The organism is Kiritimatiellia bacterium (assembly GCA_026417735.1).
GTDB lineage: Bacteria > Verrucomicrobiota > Kiritimatiellia > PWTM01 > PWTM01 > CAACVY01.
In genome coordinates, this window is the sequence record JAOACR010000001.1 from 15,069 (window position 1) to 33,117 (window position 18,049).

Below are 18,049 nucleotides of genomic sequence, written 5' to 3' on the forward strand. Positions count from 1 at the left end.
CCCCAGTGACACTACGCCGTCGATGACCAACGGACAACGGGGGCCGCGCGCCGCGCGGCCCCCGCCACCCGAATCTCCCTGACTCCCTGGACTACGTCCCCGTCCACCCCCGCGCCCCTCAGGGGGTCGCGGCACTGCCCTCCAAAATCTCGCGGACCTTGCGCTCGATCATCTCGTCCCGCGCGGCCCGCCGTTGCTCCAGCTCGCGTTTGAGTTTCTGCAGCTCTTTTTCGATGCGGGCCAGCCGATCCCGCCGCTCCGCTTCACGAAGGTCAAACGCGATGGTGACCAGTCGCCGAATCTCGTTCCGAATCGCGGGCCGCTGCTCAGCCGCGGCCTCCCGATAGACCCGCGCCAGGCTTTCAATGCGGGCGGCGTACTGCTCTGCGGCGCCGCCGGACGCTCCCGTCATCCGATCGGGAAGACCGCGCGGCCAGTCCGAAAATCGCCGCCGCACTTCCGCCTCGAATGTCGCCGGGGCCTCCGCGCGCAGACGCACCAGCCGCTCGTACTCGGCGGGACGGCGCTCCCGAACCCACCCGAGCCAGCGTTCGACCCACTGCGCGTCGGGGGTTGCCGCGCAGCTAGATTCGGCCGCCGGCGCCGCGGCGGCGGGCATCGGGTCCGCGGCCACCGGAACGCTGAATCCCCCGGCGACGGCGACGACCAGCACCACCGCGAATGATCCGGCGCGACTCATGCGTCAGCGGGCGACTCGTTGAAATCTGTTTCGTCCTCCCTGGCCTGTGCGGGCTCCGGCGGACGCTCCACCGGACGCTGCAGCTCCCGAGCCAGCGCAGCAGCTTCGTCGCTCAGCAGGTCGAGTTGTAAATCCATCCACTCATCCAGCGTCCAGACGCTGGTCGGGGGCGCTGCGGTCGACATCGCGGTCGAACCATTCGGCCGAAAGCTGGCGCGGAGCACCGCGGCAGTGAATCCAACGAGAAACGCGACGACCATCGCCGCCGCGACCGACCACGCCGGATGTGCCAGCCACCGCGCGCGGGTCGCGTGCGCGCTGACCATGCTGCGGCGGGTGATCTCGGTGAGAATCGTGTCCGCGGTCACCGCCGACACCACCTCCTCCGCGCGCGCCTCGCTGCGGGCGACGGTCTCGACCCGCGACAGCGTGTCACGATACGCGCGGCAGGAGGCGCACCGCTCCAGATGCGCAGTCAGCGAAGGCCGCCGCACCGGTTCCAGCTCGCCGCTGGAGTCCAGCAGGATGTCGCGAATCGCCTCGTCGCACTTCATGTCATTCTCCCCCCGAAGGCCTCGTATTCATCTTTCAGCGCCTCGCGCAGCTTCAACACCGCGTAGTGCATCCGCGCCAGCGCAGTATTCAGTGTGACGCCCTGAATGCGGGCGATCTCCTTGAACGGAACCTCGCCCTCCGTCCGCAGCAGAAACACCTCGCGCTGCTCGGGCGGCAGTTTCAGGATCGCTGCCCGGATGCGCTCCCCCAGGTCCGCACCCGCCACCCGTGTTGCGGGCCCGATCCCGCTCTCCGGCACGCGCTGCAGCCAGCTGCTGCGCGCCTGCGTGCTGCTGGCCGCGCTTTCCGCATCCACGAACAGCTTCCGGCGCCGCGCCAGGTCAATGATCAGGTTGTGCGCGATCCGGAAGAGCCACCCCAGAAGGTTTTCCTCCCGAAAGGTGTCCAGTTTCCGGATCGCACGGATCCAGACCTCCTGAAAAATCTCGTCCGGATCCACCCGGCCCTCGGTCATCTTGAGAATGAACGAATAGAGCGGCCGGCGGTAATGCTCGACCAGCTTCCCCAGGGCTTCACGGTCACCCCGGCGATACTCGTCGAGCCACGCGCGTTCCTGAGCGTCCATCCGGTCCGTCCAGGGACCGCTCCGAACTACGCTTATAGAACGGAGGATCCCGCTGAATATTGCGCCGCTGCCGGCACAAAAGACTGCCACATGCCGCCCCGCCGGCCAACTCGCCGCCCCGCGCCGAGCCCCGACTCCGCCGGCGGGTGGCTGGACCACTGCCTCGGCGGACTGATATAGTTCACAAAATGAAACATTTTTCTCCGCAATCCCCGTCGCGCTCGATCGCGAAGTTCTGCGACGCGCTGGGGCATGTGCTGACGCTGCTCGCCCGCCTCGCGGTGAGCCGCGAGCGCCATGCGCTCGCGCGCGGCCGGCTGACGATGCCGCAAATGTGCCTGCTGGACCACTGCGCCAGCGTGGGCCCTTGCACGATGGGCGAGATCGCCGCGGCATTTCGACTTCGGCGTTCCACGCTCACTCAGATCGTGGACCGCCTCGCCGAACGCGGCCTGGTGACGCGGCGCCGCGCAAGCTGCGACCGCCGGCGGGTGCTGGTCCAAATGACGCCCGCCGGCCGCCGCCTGGTCCGAAGTTTCCGGCTCGAACGACGACGAACCCTGCGTGCGCTGTTCGCGGAGGTGCCGCACGCGCAGCGGCGTGTCTTCCTCCGGATTCTTGAGCATGCGGCCGACGCGTTCAGCGCCGGTACGCCCCCCCGCGCTGTCGCCAAAGCCCGTCGCGCCACGACAGTCGTGTTCGCGCTCGCCGCGGTCACCCGCGCCGGCGAGGTCGCCGCCCTCCGCCGACTCACGCTCGACGACTGTCTGCGCAGCGGACTCGAACGCAGCGTCGCGGTCGCCAACGCGGAGCGCGACCGCCTCGCCGCCAGCGCGATGATCGCCGAAATGCGGGCACCCCTGCTGCCCGAGCTGCACACGCGCGCGGACTACACCCGCCGGAATGAGCTCGACACGCTCGAACTGGATGGCCCGCCGGTGACATTTGGCCGGCTGGATAACTACACCGCCGCCGTCGAGCTGCGGCAGCTCCTCTACGACGGTGGCAGCGTCGCAGCGGGGCTGAAGGCGGCGCGCGTGTACCGCGACCGCGTAGACCTGGCGTCGGAACGCGTCCGCGAGACGCTCGCACGCGACATTCACCTCGCTTTCCACGCCCTCTGGTACCTCGAGGAGGCGGTCCGCGTGCAGACGGCGACGATCGTGCAGCTCGACGAGTTCGCCAATGAAATCGAGCACAAGCACCGGGAGGGGGTCGCCTCCGAGTTTGACGCGATGGCGGCCCGCGTGCGCGCCGCGAACGAGCGGCCCACGTTGGCCGCACTCGAGCGCGAACGGTGCGTCGCCCGTGCTGCGTTCCGCAACCTCGCCCGGCTCGAGACCGATCAGTTCGAACTCGCCGGAGAGGGCGTCATCTCCGAGCGAACCGCGGACCTCACCGAGCTGGAAACCGCGGTGCGGATCGCCCTGCAGCAACGCCACGAACTGCATGAGCAGCAAAAACTCGTGGAGCTGCGCGCGACGGATCTGCGTGTTGAACGTGGCGCGTACTCACCCGTGCTGCGGGCCCGCGGCAGCTACGAGGGACGCAACCCCGAGACGTTCATCTCGTCCGAGGACCGCTGGGAGTGGGACTGGCAGGTGGGTCTGACGGTGGAGTGGAGCCTCTACGACGGCGGTCGGCGCGCCGCGCGTATCCAGCAGAAGGAGCTGGCGCTCGCGTCCGCCCAGGCCGAACTGGAGGAGCTCCAGCGGCGGATCCGGCTGGAAGTTGAGGAGGCGTGGATGCGGCGCCGTGAGGCGGCGCAGGCGAACGAGGCGGCGGAGCAGACGGTGCGGCTGGCGGACCGCAGCGTCGAGATCGCGCATACGCGCGTCCAGACGGGGCTTGCGACCCGCCTCGAGTTCACCGACGCAATGCTCGCGCAGCGCCGCGCCCGGCTCCAGCTGCTGGGAGCCCGCCGCGATCTGCGCAGCGCGGACGTGCGGCTCGCCTACGCGATCGGCCGGTCGCTGCTGCCCCGTGGGGAGACCACTCGATGAAGGAACGTCGGACCGACGAAACCGACGCGGCGGCGCCGGCCGCACGCCGCCATCATCGGCCCTCGGCCTGGTGGATTGCGCTGCTGCTGGCGGCCATGATCGGCGCGGTCGCGCTGCTGCTGCCGCGGCAGACGGAACCCCGACCCGCAACGCCACCGCGCACCGTGCCGGTCCGCGTCGTGACAGCGACCAGCGACGGTGTGCGGGACGTGCTCGATCTGCCTGGCCGGGTCGAGGCGATCTACGCCGCAACGCTCGCCGCGGAGCGCGCTGGGCGCGTCGTCCAGGTCGCCGTCGAGCGGGGCGATCGCGTCCGCGCCGGTGCTCCGGTGGCGCGCGTTGCCGCCACGCTCTGGGAGGCCCGCCGGGACCAGGCCGCGGTGGAGCTGCGTGAGGCGGAACGGGATTTGCGACGTCGCGAAGCCCTCGCGGAGAGCGGCGCAATCGCGCCGCACGAGCTCGACGCCGCTCGCGCCCGCGCCGACCGTGCCCGCGCCGCGTTCGCGGAGGCAGAGGAGTACGTTCGCCAGTGCACGGTCACCGCGCCCAGCGACGGCGAAATCACCGAACGGTTGGTGGAACCCGGCGAGCACGTCGCCGAGGGACAGGCCGTCGCGCGGCTGGTGGACGTCTCGAATGTGCGGATCGTCGTGGAGGTGCCGGAACAGCGGGTGGACGAGGTGACGCCGGGCACGCCGGTGAGGGTGGTGGTCGGCGATCCCCCCCTGCTCGTCCGCACCGGCCAGATCGCGGCGGTCGCTGCGGAGGCGGACCCGCGCAGCCGAACGTTCCGGGCGGAGATACGACTCGACAACCGCGAGCGCCGGCTGCGCGCGGGCCAGATCGTCCGCGTGGAAGTGGACCGCCCCATGCCGGCCGGCTGGGTCGCCGTCCCGCTGCCGGCGGTGATTCCGCGCCGCGGCGAGCACGTGGTGTTCGTCGCCACAGGGGGCCACGCGGAACGCCGCCGCGTGGAGCTGGAGCGAATTGCGGGCGGTTTCGCGCTCTTGTCCGCGGGTGTTGTGGCAGGGGAAAGCGTGGTCATTGAGGGGCAGCGCGACCTCGCGGACGGCACCGCGGTCGAGATTGTGGCGGAGGGAACGCCGCCGCCATGATCCTGACCGATCTTGCGATCCGCTTCCGGGTAGCAGTCGTCGCGCTCGCAGTGGTGGCGGCGGGCGCCGGTGTGGTCGCCTACCTCGAGCTGCCCCGGGAGGGCCCCCCGGACATCACAATTCCGCACGTGTTCATCACCGCGACGTACGACGGCACCTCGCCCGAGGACATCGAACGGCTGATCGCGGTCCCGCTTGAAAAACGGCTGAACGGCGTGGACGGCGTTCGCACGATCCGTTCCACCTGCAGCGAGAACGTTTGTCTGTTCGACGTCGAGTTCCGCGCCGGCGACGACATCGAGACCGCGCGCCGCCGCGTGAAGGATAAGGTCGATCTTGCCCGGCCGGACCTCCCGCCCGATCTGGACGAGCCGATCATCGAGGCGCTGAACTTCAGCACCGACACGCCGGTGCTGACGCTCGCATTGTCGTCGCCGGCTGGCGCGGAGCGATTGCGCCACACCGCCGAGCTGCTGGAGGACCACCTCGAGCGGGTGCCGGGCGTGCGCGACGCGGCGGTCGCCGGCCTGCCCCGGCGCGAGCTCCGCGTGATCCCGGACCCTGCGCGGCTGGCCGCCTACGGCGTGCCGCTCGCGGTGCTGCTGCGACGACTGCAGGAGGAAAACGCGACCGTCACCGCGGGTCACCTCGACCTCGGCCGCGCAAAGTTTCAGGTCCGCGTGCCCGGCGAGTTCGACCGGGCCGCGGAACTGCGGCGCGTGGTGCTCGACGCACCGAACGGCCGGCCCATTTATCTCGGGGACGTTGCGGACGTCGAGGACACCACGAAGGACGCCGACTCCATCTCGCGGCTCGATGGTTCGCCGTGCGTGGCGATCTCGGTGACGAAACGGGCCGGCGAAAACACCGTCGCGCTGATCCGCCGGCTGCGGGACGCGCTGCAGCGCTTCCCCCTGCCCGCGGACATTCGGCTCACGATCGTGATGGACCAGTCGCGCGATATCGCGCGCATGCTCAGCGAGCTCGAAAACAACATCGCCACCGGATTCCTGCTGGTGGTCGCGGTGCTGCTCGCCGCGATGGGCTTGCGCAACGCGGTACTGGTCGGCCTGGCGATTCCGATGTCCATGCTGCTGACCTTTGTCGCACTGCGCGCGGCGGGGCTGACGCTGAACATGATGGTGCTGTTCAGCCTGGTGCTGGTGGTCGGCATGCTGGTGGACAATGCCATTGTGATCGTCGAGAACATCTACCGGCTTCGCACACAGGGGCTGACCCGGCACGAGTCCGCGCGGCGCGGCGCTTCGGAAGTGGCCTGGCCGGTGATCACCTCGACCCTGACCACGGTGCTCGCGTTCGTGCCGTTGCTGTTCTGGCCCGACGTGATGGGCCAGTTCATGGGGTTTCTGCCGCGCACGGTGATGCTGGCGCTGGGTTGCTCGCTCTTCGTCGGACTGATTGTGAACCCCGCGATCGCCTCGTTCGTGATACACGTCCGCCCGCGCCACCGCCGCGCGCAGCCGCATCCGTTCCTGCGTGGGTACGAGGCGATGCTGCGCGCGCTGCTACGCCGCCCCGGCGCCTCGGTGGTGTGCGGACTGCTGTTCCTGCTGCTGTCGCTGGTGACGTACATGCGGCTCGATCGCGGCGTCGAGCTGTTCCCCCTGGTTGAGCCGCGCAACGCGCAGGTGTACATCCGGTTCCCGCAGGGAACCGCGATCGGACGCACCGACGAAGCGGCGCGCCAAATCGAGGCGCTCACCCCGGACGACGACGTCCGCTTCGTGCTAACCACCGTCGGCCAGGCGGCGGGCGCGGACGCGCTCTTCGGCCTCGGCACCGGCGGCCCGCACCTCGCCCGCCTCCACATTGAGTTTCGCGACATGGAGGAGCGCCGCGGCAGCACGAGCGCCTACATTCGCCGTCTCCGCGAGGCGCTGCCGCGCCTGCCGGGCGCCGACATCGTCATCCAGCGCGAGCAAATGGGCCCGCCGACCGGTGCGCCGGTCGAGATCGAGATCGCCGGCGACGATTTCGACACCCTCCGGAGGGCAGCCGAGCAGGTACGCGGCGCGATCGCAGACGTCCCTGGCCTGGTAGACCTCCGCGATGACCTCGAAGACGCGCTGCCGGAGATCCGCTTTCGAGTGGATCGGGACCGCGCGGCGCTGCTGGGCGCCGACACGCGCGGGATCGGCCAGTTCCTGCGGATGTCGCTGTTTGGGGTCGAGGCCGGCCGCTTTCGCGGCGAGCGCGAGGAATACGACATCACTGTGCGCTGGCCGGCGGCGGGCCGCAACTCGTTTGAGTGGCTCGACCGGTTGCGTCTGCCCGCCGGTGCGGGCGTCAGCGTGCCGGTCAGCTCGCTCGGCCGTTTTGAATACGGAGCGGGGTTTGGCGTGATCCATCGGAAAGACCAGCGCCGCACCGTCACGATCAGCGGCAATGACGCGGGACGGGGCGTTGATCGCCTGCTGGCGGACGTCCGCTCCCGCGTTGGCGCGCTCGCGCTGCCGGCCGGCGTCGCGGTGAGCTTTACCGGCGAAAACAAGGAGATGCGGGAGTCGGGCCGGTTTCTCGCACGCGCGTTCGTGCTGGCGAGCGCCGCGATCTTCGTCGTGCTCGTGGTTCAGTTCAACTCGCTGTTGCTGCCGGCGGTGATTCTCTCAAGCGTAGTGCTCTCGCTGGTCGGTGTGATGTGGGGGCTGATTCTCACCCGGATGCGCTTTGGGATCATCATGACCGGCCTCGGTGTGATCACGCTGGCCGGTGTGGTCGTGAACAACGCGATCGTGTTGGTGGACTGCATCCAGCAGCTGCGCGCAGCGGGAATGCCATGCCTGGAGGCGATTCTCACCGCGGGCACGCGGCGGTTTCGACCGGTGCTGTTGACCGCGGTGACGACGATCCTCGGTTTGATCCCGATGGCGATGGGCTGGAGTCTCGAGATCCATCAGTGGCCATGGCGAATTGTTGCCGGTGCCGAATCGAGCGCCTGGTGGGCCCCGATGGCAGTCGCGGTGATCTTCGGGCTTGCGGTTGCAACAATCCTCACGCTCGGATTGGTACCCGCAATGTATCTGCTGGTCGCCAGCGCGGTGGACTGGGCAAAGCGGCGCTGGTCGCCGGAGCCCTGAGGCGGGCCGGTGTGGGGTCGCTCCGCGAATCGAGCGCCACCAGCGCCACTCGCCGGCCCTCCGGCATGGTCGCCACCCCGTGTGCACAATATCTCCCCCGCCCCGACCATGTGGCCATGATGCGTCGAACACGGCTTGTGGCGGTGCTCGGGCTGGCGGCGATCGCCGCGGGGATCGCGGCACTCATGCTGGCACCTCGGCCGGCCCGCGAGCTGATGCGCTGCCTCTGGCGCATCACCGCAGTGCTCGATCCTCCGTTAACCGCCGCGCGCGTCGCCCTTTCAGGCCGGATCACCGTCACCGAGGCGGTCGGCACGTTCCGCTCTCTGGGAGGTGGCCAACTGGAGTTTTCGGTACAACCGCCCGCGTCGGTCCGCGCTGTTGTCCGGCACCCCACAGTTCATCTGATCACGGGGCGTCAGGGCGACGAAATCTGGGTGCACTCCCCTGACGCGCGGTTCGCCGTGGTGGGGCGGCCGGGTCTGCCGAAGTTTCCCGGTCTGTCCCCGGAGCCGGACACGACCCGTCTGGGGCCGATTCGAGCGCCATGGTCCCGCGCCACGATCGTCGGGTTGGCGTGTGCGCTGCGTGTGACCGAGCGGTCGCCGGAAACGGTCGCCGGTTCGCCGTGCCGGGTGCTCGAGGCGCGCCCCCGAAAGCTCTTCGCGCAGGTGCTCAGTCTGCCACCCCTTCACGCCCGGCTCTGGATTCGAACCGCGGATCACCTTCCCGCGCGGTTGGAACTGGCCAGCGCAACGGACCGGCTCACGGTGGAGTGCACCGACTGGCGAATCACCGGCGAACCCCGAGAGCCGACCACCCAAACGCTTGCGGTGCCGGCCGGACACCGTGTGGAAACCGTGCCGCTTGGCCATCTGCGCCGCGCGATTCTGGCGATGAGGTCCGCCGCCCGTGGCAACGCGTCCCCGCCGGGATCGCCCGGGGGCCAGCGGCGGCTGATCGCCACGTCCGGCGACGGCCGGCTGGAGCTGCATGACGGTACGCGGGTGCTCTTTCTCCGGGGATCCCCCGAAGCGATGGGCCGCCAGCACGGCGAACTGCTGCGGCGATCTGTCCGCGAAGTGGCGAGCCGCCTGCTCTACGGCGTCGGCGTGGGCGCCTCCTTCTCAAAGGGCCGCTGGTTCTTTGACGAAATCGCCGAAGCATGGACCGCGCTCCAGCCTCACCTGAACCCGCGGCATGTGCGCGAGATGGACGCGTTGGCGGACGGGGCGGGGCTGGATCGCTGGGAAGTGCGGCTGGCCAACGTGTTTCCTGAGCTGTTCCACTGCAGCGGCTTTGCGCTGATGGGCCGCGCGACAGAGGGCGGCCGCATCTACCACGGACGAGTGCTGGACTACCTGCGCGGAGTGGGGCTGGAAGCGAACGCGGTGGTGATTGTCCATCGCCCGGACCAGGGCCACGCCTGGGTCAACGTTGGCTACGCCGGGTTCATCGGCTCTGTCACCGCCATGAACGAGCAGCACATCTCGATCGGGGAGATGGGTGGCCGCGGCGAGGGCCGTTGGTATGGGCGGCCAATGGCGCAGCTAGTTCGCGATGTGATGGAAACCGCTTCGTCATTGGAGGAGGCGGTCGCAGTGCTGCGGCAGGCGCGTCGGACCTGCGAATACTACTACGTGATCGCGGACGGGCGTCGCCGCACGGCGGTCGCGATCTGGGCGACGCCGGACCGCTTCGAGACGGTGGGGCCTGGCGAACCGCACCCGAAGCTGCCCCGACCGGTTCCGGATGCGGTGCTGCTCTCCGCCGGCGAGCGATACGACGCGCTGGTTGAGCGGGTGCTCGTGGCGTTCGGCCACTTCGACGCCGAGCGGGCACGAGAGCTGATGCGACGCCCAGTCGCAATGAACTCGAACATCCAGTCCGTGCTGTTCGCGCCCGACACGCTGGACTTCTGGGTGGCGAACGCGGATGGGGCGCGGATCGCCAGCGACACCCGCTACACCCGCTATAACCTTCGGGAGTTGCTCCAAACGATGCCGGCGCGTTGATGTTCACGGTCACCGAGGCGGCAGTGCCGCCTTGCGATTGCGCAGCACGGCCCCATATTGAATCTTGTGATCTCGCTGCTCCACCTCCTGCAGCGGTGGGTCGTTGCGACGTGGGATGTCACTGCGCAAATGGCCCCGTATCTGCTGTTCGGTTTTGGTGTGGCTGGGCTGCTGCACGTGTTGCTGCCGACGTCGTGGGTTGCCCGCCATCTGGGCGGTGACGGATGGCGGGCGGTTGCAAAAGCGTCGTTGATCGGCGTTCCGCTGCCGCTGTGCTCGTGCGGGGTGGTGCCGGTGGCGCTCTCGCTACGGCGGCAGGGCGCATCGCGAGGTGCCGTTGCGGCGTTCCTGATGTCCACGCCGCAGACCGGCGCCGACAGCATCCTGGTCACATGGGGGCTGCTGGGTCCGGTGATCGCGGTGGTGCGGCCGATCGCCGCGTTTCTGTCCGGGCTGCTCGTTGGCTTTGCAGTGGGTTGCGGGCCGGCGGGGAACGGGGTCGCGGCGGAGGCGGCCGAGGCCGGCGGAGTGGCCGCGGTGCCGCGGCCCCGGTGGCAGCGTGCGCTGCGGCACGGTTTCGTCACGCTGCCCGCGGATATCGGCCGCGAGCTGTTGGCGGGACTGGCGATCGCCGGCCTGCTGGGCGCGATCGTTCCATCCAACCTGTTCGCCGATCGCATCCCGGCCGGCTGGCCCGCTATGCTGCTGATGCTGGCCGTCGGCATCCCGATCTATGTCTGCTCCACGGCATCGGTCCCGATCGCGCTGGGACTGATCCGCGCAGGCATTTCACCGGGCGCAGCGATGGTGTTCCTGATCACCGGGCCCGCGACGAACGCCGCGACGCTCACCGCGCTCGGCCGGATTCTTGGGGGCCGGTCCACCGCGGTGTACCTGGGATGCCTCGCGCTCACCGCGCTGCTGACCGGTGCGGTGTTGGACGTTTGGGTGCTGCCCGCTTTTCCGGAGGCCGCGCCGCTCTGCCATACCCCCGAGATCTCGGCTGCACAGCACGGTGCGGCCGCGGTGCTGCTGGGACTGCTCACCGCGAATTGGCGCCGCCGCAAATAGAGCGGCCGGGACGTCAACCGCGGACCGACGTCGAGAGCCGGATGTTCCGCCGTAGGAAGGTCGGCACGTCCACGTTCACGCCGTCGCGAACGGTGGGCGAAACGCCGTCAAACCGGTTGGGCATCTCTGCGGCCAGTTGCAACTCCGGCTGCCGCAGTCGGTCAATGGCGGCGGGAGTCTCGGTGCGGCCGCGCGAGCCGGTTGGCAAGGCGGGGCTTTCCGCCGGCTCGGCCGCCAGCAGCGTGACGGTGATCCGCCCTTCCCGCTCGCGGTCCGCCACCGTCGCGCCAAGCGTGAGCGTTGCATCGGAGCGGATGTTCGCACGCAAGCCCTCGGCGAGCCGTTGGAGTTCCCTGAGCGTCAGCTCCGCGCCCCCTGCGACACCCACCAGCACCGCGGGCGAGGCGGCGAGCAACGCACCATGATCCAGCAACGGCGAGCGAAGCAGCTCCTCCACCGCCGACTCCACTCGCCGCTCACCCGAGGTCTCCACCGAGGCCATCGCGAGCAATGAAGTGTGGTCCGCCGCCAGCCGGGCCAGGTCCGAGAGGTCCACGGGCAGAATTGCCGGCGAGACAAGAAGCCGCCAGAGCGTGTCGAGCGAGGCACCGACGACGTGGTCCGCAAACTGGAACGTCTGCTGCAGCGGGGTGCCATCTGGCACCCACTCCGCGAGCCGCTGGTTCGGAAACGCAATCACCACATCGGCCGCCGCCTGTAGCGCAGCGAGGCTCTGCCGGGCGACCTGGTTACGCCGGGGCCCCTCAAACATGAAAGGCAATGTCGCGAGCGCCAGCACGAACGCCCCGGCCTCGCGCGCGGCGCGCGCAACGACCGGCACCGCGCCCGAGCCGGTGCCCCCGCCAAGCCCCACGAGCAGCACCACCACCGCGAACCCGTGCATCATCTCGCGCAACTCGCCGAGCACCTCCGTCGCGGCGCGCTCGCCGACCGCGGGATCCCCGCCGGTGCCGCCGGCCGGCCCCGCCGGTAACACGACCGCGCGCGCGATGCCCGTCTGCGCGAGCACATCGGCACGGGTGTGCACGACCGCCAGCTCCGGCGTCTCGGCCAGGAACCCCCGCATCGAGGTGAGCATCCGACAGCCCGCGTGACCCACCCCCACCCACAACGTCGGCAGTGGCGGAACGCTGGCCATCATGTCGGTGGTCGTCCGGTCAGCAGCCGCGAGAGCACCTCCGTCAGTCGCCCCCCCCGGCGCTGTTGGCTGCGCATCATCACGCCATATCGCAACATGCCGATCACCGCCGCATAGCCGGGCATCGCGCGCAGCTGCGAAAGGCCCGAGACCCTGCACGGCTGGCCGATCACACAAGGCATGTTGAAAATCTGCTGGGCCAGTTCCACGATCTGGTTCGTCATCGCACTGCCGCCGGTCAACACGATGCCCGCGCCCAGCTGGTGGAGAATGCCGAGCGCATCCAGGTCCGCCCGAATCCACCGCAGCAGCTCATCCAGCCGCGCATGCATGATCGCGTGCAGGTCCGAGAGGCGCACCGTCCGCTCCGGGAATGCACCGTCCGCATGAACCGAGACTACGCGGTGGCGATGTGCCGGCTGCAGCACCGCGCTGCCGTACTGAATCTTCAGCTGTTCGGCCTGCGACAGCGGTAGCCGCAGTCCACTGACAATGTCGTTGGTGACATGATCGCCGCCCACCCCGATCGAACCGGCGTACGCAAGCACCTGGTTCGCATACGCCACACATCCGGTGGTGCCCGCGCCGAGGTCTATCACCGCGACGCCGGCGGCCTTCTGCTCGCGCGACAACACCGCGAGTGCCGCGCAGAGCCCAGAAAACGCGGCATCATACACGTCCACCTGCGCGCGCGCGACGGCCTCCAGAAGATTCCGGATCGGCGTCGCGCTGCCGTGGATGATCAGCATGTTCTGCGACAGCACCTCCCCCCGCATGCCCGCCGGATTGATCACGTTCGGCTGCGAGTCCACCGCGTAACCTTGATTCACGCTGTGCAGCAGCTGACGGTCCTCGGGCAGCGAAAGGTTCCGCGCGATGTCGCCAACCGCCTCGATGTCCTCCTCGGTGATCTCGCGCGACGGCCGTGAAATGTGCAAACGCCCGGAGTTCACCGTACCGCGCACGTCCGGATTCGAGACCACCAGATGCACCTCGCGGATGGGCCGCTGCGCGTCATGCTCCGCCATCTGGATCACGTCGCGGCAAAGCTCCACCACCGCCGGAAAGTCCACAATCTGGCTTTTCCGGATGCCGGCGGAGGGCAGTTCCGCGCCGCCGAGAATCATCAGCGTTCCGTCGGTCCGGTCCTCGCCGACCAGCAGCCGGATGCTGTGGGTTCCGAGCTCCAGCGCGGCGATGGGCGACGAGCGCCGCATCGCTTCAGCCCGCGCCGATCGGCGCGACGCTTGCATTCACCTCGCCGGTCAGGTCGATCTGATGGGGGCCCGGCGATGCGCCGCGGCGGGCGCGAAGATGCCGCAGCAGATCCGGCAGGTCATCCAACCGCTCCAGCAGCCGCCGCCGCGGCAGCAAGACCTCGTCGCCGGTGTCGAGCACCAGCACCAGCGTTTCGGCATCGAGACGGCGCACCTCGCGAGGCGTAAGCCCCAGAAACGCCCGGCGGCGGGCACAGTGGTCGAGCAGCAGGAGCGCGTCACGCACCTCGGGCGACGAAAGCTGCAGCCCCGGCCGCAGTCCCGGCGTCGGAAACCCCTTCAGCAGCGGCAGCGCGGCGCTCGCGCCGTCCCCGACGAGCACCCACCCCTCCACGTCCACCGCCAGCGGCAGATCCGTGCCCGGCATCCGCAGCCGTGCCAGCGGCGTGCGCTCGGTGACCCGCACCTCCAGACCGTTCGGCAGGCGCCGGCGCACCCGTACCTCGCGAACGAGTGGAACGCTCAATAAATCCTCCCGGACCCGCCGCAGATCCACCGCAAAGAGGTTGTCGCCGGCACGCACTCCAGCGTACTGCCGCAGCAGCTCGGGCGTGAGGCGCCCGTCAGAGGAAACATCGAGCGTCTGCAGCGTGAACAGCGGATTCTCATAGACCAGCGCGGCGGCGAGACGCCGGGCACCGGCCAGCGTCCCCCATCCGACCAGCGCCAGCAGCGCGACGCCGGCCGCAAACACCGCTGCGACCCGCGTGGGCACCGGGCGAACCGCCGCACTCGGCACGCGTGCCGTCAGTACGCGGATTTCACCCCGCCGCACACCGGCCGGCCCCGCCGACCACCGTCGGAAAGGGTTCCACTGCATCAGGTGCTGATCACTTCGCCAGTCGGTCGGACGCAACTCCGACGCTCGCGCACGCTAGCACGGGCCGCGGGCGAGATTCAAGACGTGATCGCACAGCTCCGGAAACGGAATTCCGACCGCCGCCGCGGCCCGCGGAAAGAGGCTCGTCGCGGTGAATCCCGGAATGCTGTTCAGCTCCAGCACGTGCGGCCGGCCGTCCTCGGAACAGCGCAGATCAACCCGTCCCAACCCTTCCGCGCCGAGCACCCGGAACGTCCGCCATGCCAGGCGTCGAAGCTCCAGCTCAAACTCCGCTGCGATCGGTGCCGGGCAACACAACCGTGCCGCGCCCGCGGTGTACTTCACGTCGTAGGTGAACATGCCGGCCGGCGGCACGATCTCCACCGGCGGCAGCACCCGACCCCCCAGCACACCCACGGTCAGCTCTCGACCCGCCAAATATGTCTGCACGATCGCTTCACCGTTGTGCGCAAGCGCGGCGCGGACGGCGGGCCCCCACTCCGCCGCCGTGCGGACCAGGTGACAGCCCACGCTCGATCCCTGCCGCGTCGGTTTCACCACCACCGGCAGCGGCAGCGGACTGCTCGCCGTCGCACGGCTGACCACCACACTGGCGGGCGTCGGCACACCGGCCTGCGCGAGCGCCCGCCACGCAAGCCCCTTGTCGAAGATCCGCCGGCACGCCTCCGCGCCCGAGCCGGTGTACGGTACGCCGAGGCGATCCAGCATCGCCTGTACCTCCCCGTCCTCCCCAAACTGCCCGTGCAGCGCAATGAACACCGCGTCTGTCCGGGCCGGCAGCTGCAGATGGGTTCCGCAAACCTCCACCAGCTCCACCACATATCCCCGCGAACTCAGCGCCGCTGCCACCGCCCGCCCGGAACGTAGCGACACCTCACGCTCGGATGAGGGTCCGCCCGCCAACACCGCGACACGACGAAATCGCCGCCTCATCGTCACCCCGCGTCTGTTTCCCGGCCGTAACCGGATCTGTCAGTATAGCTGCGTGCCACGGTCCGCGCAGCGCAGAATCCCTGAGGGTGGTTCGCTACGGCGTGACGACGCGCGTCTCTACCGCGGACGCGGTCAGCGATCCATCACCAGAACTTTCGCGCCGCGGATCTTGCGATGGTACAAATCGCGCAGCGCCTCGTTCGCCGCCCCGAAAGGATAGATCTGTACCTCCGGCCGTAGCTCGATCTCGGCCGCAAGCTCGAGAAATTCGCGGACATCCGCTCGCGTGACGTTCGCAACGGAGATGATCTCGCGCTCCATCCACAAGTCCCGCGCGTAGTCAAGCTCCGCCATCACCGCGCGGTCGGCGGGCTCTTTTCGGATCGCGTTGATCACCAGCCGCCCTCCCGGCGCCAACCGACGCAGCGCCGCGGCCACCGGTGTCCACGCGGGTGTGGTGTCGATCATCCGATCCACCGGCGCGGGCGGTTGGTCCCACGTGTCGCCCGCCCACGCCGCGCCGAGCTCGCGCGCAAACTCGCGCTCCGCCTCAGAGCGTGCAAACACGAAGATCGGCGAGGCGGGCCACCGGCAGCGCACCACCCTGGCGACCAAGTGGCCGGAGGCACCAAAGCCGGTCAGGCCGAGCGTCTCACCATTCCGCAGGCCGCTCAGTTTGAGCGCACGCCAGCCGACCGCGCCGGCACACAACAGCGGCGCCGCGGCGACGGAGTCCAGCCGCTCCGGGATGGGATACACGTAATCCGCGCGCGCCAGCGCGAACTGCGCGTAGCCGCCATCCACGTCGCGGCCGGTCGCCTGAAACTCCGCGCAGAGGTTCTCGCGGCCTTCGCGGCATCGCGCGCAGCGGCCACATGCGGCCGCGATCCACGCGACGCCCACCCGATGGCCGATCATCGTCGCGGCCACGCCCGCACCCACCCGGTCCACGCGGCCGACAATTTGGTGACCCGGCACCACCGGCAACACCGGCGGGGGCGCGCGCCCCTCAATCTCGTCCAGTTCCGTGTGGCAAACGCCGCAGGCCTCGACCTTCAGCCGCACCTGGCCCGGCTCGGGCTCCGGCACCGGTCGTTCAACCCGTCGCAGCGGCGCCGGCTCATCCCGCAGCGAGACCGCCCGATGCAGCTCCCACACCCACACGGCGCTGCCTCCTGCGAACCGCGCGCTCAGCCGGGCCGGCACATGCGGCGCAACTCGCGCACGCGCCGCTCGACGGCGGCGCGCGTTGCGCGGGCGACCCAGTCCAACCCGAACGCCTCCACCGCAAAGGACGCCATCACGGTGCCATACACCATCGCGCGGCACAGCGTGCGCTCAGACACCTCACGCTCAAGGGCGAGCCGGCCGATCAGGCCGCCGGCGAACGTATCACCCGCGCCGGTTGGATCGCGGGCATCCACAACCGGATAGGCCGGCAGCACGCGCAGTCCGCGCCGGTGCATGAACACGCTGCCGTATTCGCCGCGTTTCACGATCACCCACCGCGGCCCCAGCTTCAGCAGCGCCGCACCCGTCGCCCGCAGCCCGCGACACCCCGAGAGGTGCTCGGCCTCGGACTCGTTCACCATCAGCAGGTCGACCTGCCGCAGCAGCCGCCGCAGGTCATCCGGCGCGGTACGGATCCAGAGATCCATCGTGTCCGCGACGACCAGCCGCGGCCGACGTTCCATCTGGCCCAGCACATGAAGCTGCAGCGACGGCGCGATGTTCGCAAGGAACAGAAAGGGCGCGACACGGCACTCCGCGGGCAGTTCGGGCCGGAAATTCTCGAACACATTGAGCTGGGTGCAGATCGTGCGCCGCTCGTTCATGTTCTGCGCGTACTCGCCGCTCCAGCGGAACGTCCGGCCAGGTGCCGTCTGCAGGCCGGCCAGCCCGATGCGCAGCCGTTCAAAGCGCCGGCGCTCCGCGGCGGGGAAATCCTCGCCAACCACACCAATCATCGCGGTGCGCACACCAAGCCGTGCGGCAGCCGCGCACGCGTAGGAGGCCGATCCGCCGATCACTTCCTCCCGCCGCTCTCGGGGTGTCGTGATCGTGTCGAGGCCAACCGACCCCACCACCACCACTTCGGGTGCCCAGGCGCTCATCGGCCGTTCACCTCCCCGCCGGCGAGCAGCTCTTCGATCCGCTCGCACAGCAGATGCAGGATCAACTGGTGGCCCTCCTGGATGCGCGGCGTGTGCGCACTGACCGAGACGCACAGGCTGGCGTCCGCCGCGCCGGCGAGCGCACCGCCGTCGCCGCCGGTGATCGCCAGCGTCCAGAGCCCCTGCCGGCGGGCAACCTCCACCGCGCGCAGCACATTAGGCGAGCGGCCGCTGGTACTGAACGCGACGAGCGCGTCGCCGGGCCGGCCCAGCGCTTCCACCTGTCGGGCAAACACCGCATCGAAGCCGCAGTCGTTGCCAATCGCGGTCAGCGCGGAGGTGTCGGTGCTCAGCGCGATCGCGGGCCACGCCGGCCGGTCGAGCAGGAACCGGTTCACGAGCTCCGCCGCCATGTGTTGCGCATCCGCGGCGCTGCCCCCGTTACCACACAGCAGCACCTTCCCGCCCGACCGCAGGCAGCTGGCCAACCGTTCCGCGGCCGCCTCGATTGGCGCGCGCAGCCGCGTCAGCGTTTCATGCAGCACCGCGAGTGCGTCCGCGGCGATGGCGTCCCAATCCATC

The 18,049-nt window shown here is 69.6% G+C and carries 15 protein-coding genes; 5 read left to right on the plus strand and 10 right to left on the minus strand.

Annotation, left to right across the window (positions count from 1 at the left end; translation table 11 throughout):
* Positions 1 to 118: 118 nt before the first annotated feature.
* The 3 genes from N2652_00060 to N2652_00070 are packed head-to-tail and all read right to left on the minus strand — an operon-like array spanning position 119 to position 1,841.
* A complete protein-coding gene (locus tag N2652_00060; protein ID MCX7817605.1) occupies positions 119 to 700 on the minus strand; it encodes a hypothetical protein in 582 nt (193 codons plus the stop codon).
* On the minus strand, positions 697 to 1,254 hold the full coding sequence (locus N2652_00065) for a hypothetical protein (protein MCX7817606.1): 558 nt from the start codon (positions 1,252 to 1,254) through the stop codon (positions 697 to 699). The genes N2652_00060 and N2652_00065 overlap by 4 nt, the downstream gene beginning before the upstream one ends.
* Positions 1,251 to 1,841 (minus strand): sigma-70 family RNA polymerase sigma factor, encoded by a 591-nt coding sequence (locus N2652_00070; GenBank protein MCX7817607.1) that lies wholly within the window; start codon positions 1,839 to 1,841, stop codon positions 1,251 to 1,253. The genes N2652_00065 and N2652_00070 overlap by 4 nt, the downstream gene beginning before the upstream one ends.
* 188 nt (positions 1,842 to 2,029) lie before the next feature.
* Between N2652_00070 and N2652_00075 the strand changes: the two genes are divergently transcribed.
* The 5 genes from N2652_00075 to N2652_00095 all read left to right on the plus strand — a co-directional run bounded on the left by N2652_00075 (position 2,030) and on the right by N2652_00095 (position 11,143).
* Complete coding sequence (locus N2652_00075) at positions 2,030 to 3,844, plus strand: TolC family protein (GenBank protein ID MCX7817608.1); 1,815 nt, start codon at positions 2,030 to 2,032, stop codon at positions 3,842 to 3,844.
* The gene (locus N2652_00080; GenBank protein ID MCX7817609.1) at positions 3,841 to 4,959 is read left to right on the plus strand and encodes an efflux RND transporter periplasmic adaptor subunit; all 1,119 of its coding nucleotides are present in this window, start codon (positions 3,841 to 3,843) and stop codon (positions 4,957 to 4,959) included. Before N2652_00075 ends, N2652_00080 begins: the two co-directional genes overlap by 4 nt.
* Complete coding sequence (locus N2652_00085) at positions 4,956 to 8,057, plus strand: efflux RND transporter permease subunit (GenBank protein ID MCX7817610.1); 3,102 nt, start codon at positions 4,956 to 4,958, stop codon at positions 8,055 to 8,057. The genes N2652_00080 and N2652_00085 overlap by 4 nt, the downstream gene beginning before the upstream one ends.
* Positions 8,058 to 8,173: 116 nt before the next feature.
* Positions 8,174 to 10,072, plus strand: coding sequence for a C45 family autoproteolytic acyltransferase/hydrolase (locus N2652_00090; GenBank protein MCX7817611.1), 1,899 nt, complete (start codon positions 8,174 to 8,176; stop codon positions 10,070 to 10,072).
* 66 nt (positions 10,073 to 10,138) lie between these two features.
* Entirely contained in the window at positions 10,139 to 11,143 is a 1,005-nt protein-coding gene (locus tag N2652_00095) for a permease (GenBank protein ID MCX7817612.1), read from the plus strand.
* Positions 11,144 to 11,156: 13 nt separating this feature from the next.
* On the opposite strand, the gene N2652_00100 is transcribed toward N2652_00095, so the two are convergent.
* From N2652_00100 to N2652_00130, 7 genes are all read right to left on the minus strand, one after another.
* On the minus strand, positions 11,157 to 12,305 hold the full coding sequence (locus tag N2652_00100; GenBank protein MCX7817613.1) for a hypothetical protein: 1,149 nt from the start codon (positions 12,303 to 12,305) through the stop codon (positions 11,157 to 11,159).
* Positions 12,302 to 13,519, minus strand: a complete 1,218-nt coding sequence (ftsA, locus tag N2652_00105) for a cell division protein FtsA (GenBank protein ID MCX7817614.1) — start codon at positions 13,517 to 13,519, stop codon at positions 12,302 to 12,304. The genes N2652_00100 and ftsA overlap by 4 nt, the downstream gene beginning before the upstream one ends.
* Before the next feature lie 4 nt (positions 13,520 to 13,523).
* A complete protein-coding gene (locus tag N2652_00110; protein ID MCX7817615.1) occupies positions 13,524 to 14,399 on the minus strand; it encodes an FtsQ-type POTRA domain-containing protein in 876 nt (291 codons plus the stop codon).
* 54 nt (positions 14,400 to 14,453) lie between these two features.
* A complete protein-coding gene (locus N2652_00115; protein MCX7817616.1) occupies positions 14,454 to 15,353 on the minus strand; it encodes a D-alanine--D-alanine ligase in 900 nt (299 codons plus the stop codon).
* Positions 15,354 to 15,485: 132 nt separating this feature from the next.
* Entirely contained in the window at positions 15,486 to 16,517 is a 1,032-nt protein-coding gene (locus tag N2652_00120; GenBank protein MCX7817617.1) for an alcohol dehydrogenase catalytic domain-containing protein, read from the minus strand.
* A gap of 26 nt (positions 16,518 to 16,543) precedes the next feature.
* Positions 16,544 to 17,467 carry a PfkB family carbohydrate kinase gene (locus N2652_00125; protein ID MCX7817618.1) on the minus strand — a complete coding sequence of 308 codons (924 nt, stop codon included), beginning with the start codon at positions 17,465 to 17,467 and terminating at the stop codon, positions 16,544 to 16,546.
* Positions 17,464 to 18,048 carry an SIS domain-containing protein gene (locus tag N2652_00130; protein ID MCX7817619.1) on the minus strand — a complete coding sequence of 195 codons (585 nt, stop codon included), beginning with the start codon at positions 18,046 to 18,048 and terminating at the stop codon, positions 17,464 to 17,466. The genes N2652_00125 and N2652_00130 overlap by 4 nt, the downstream gene beginning before the upstream one ends.
* Position 18,049: the final 1 nt, after the last annotated feature.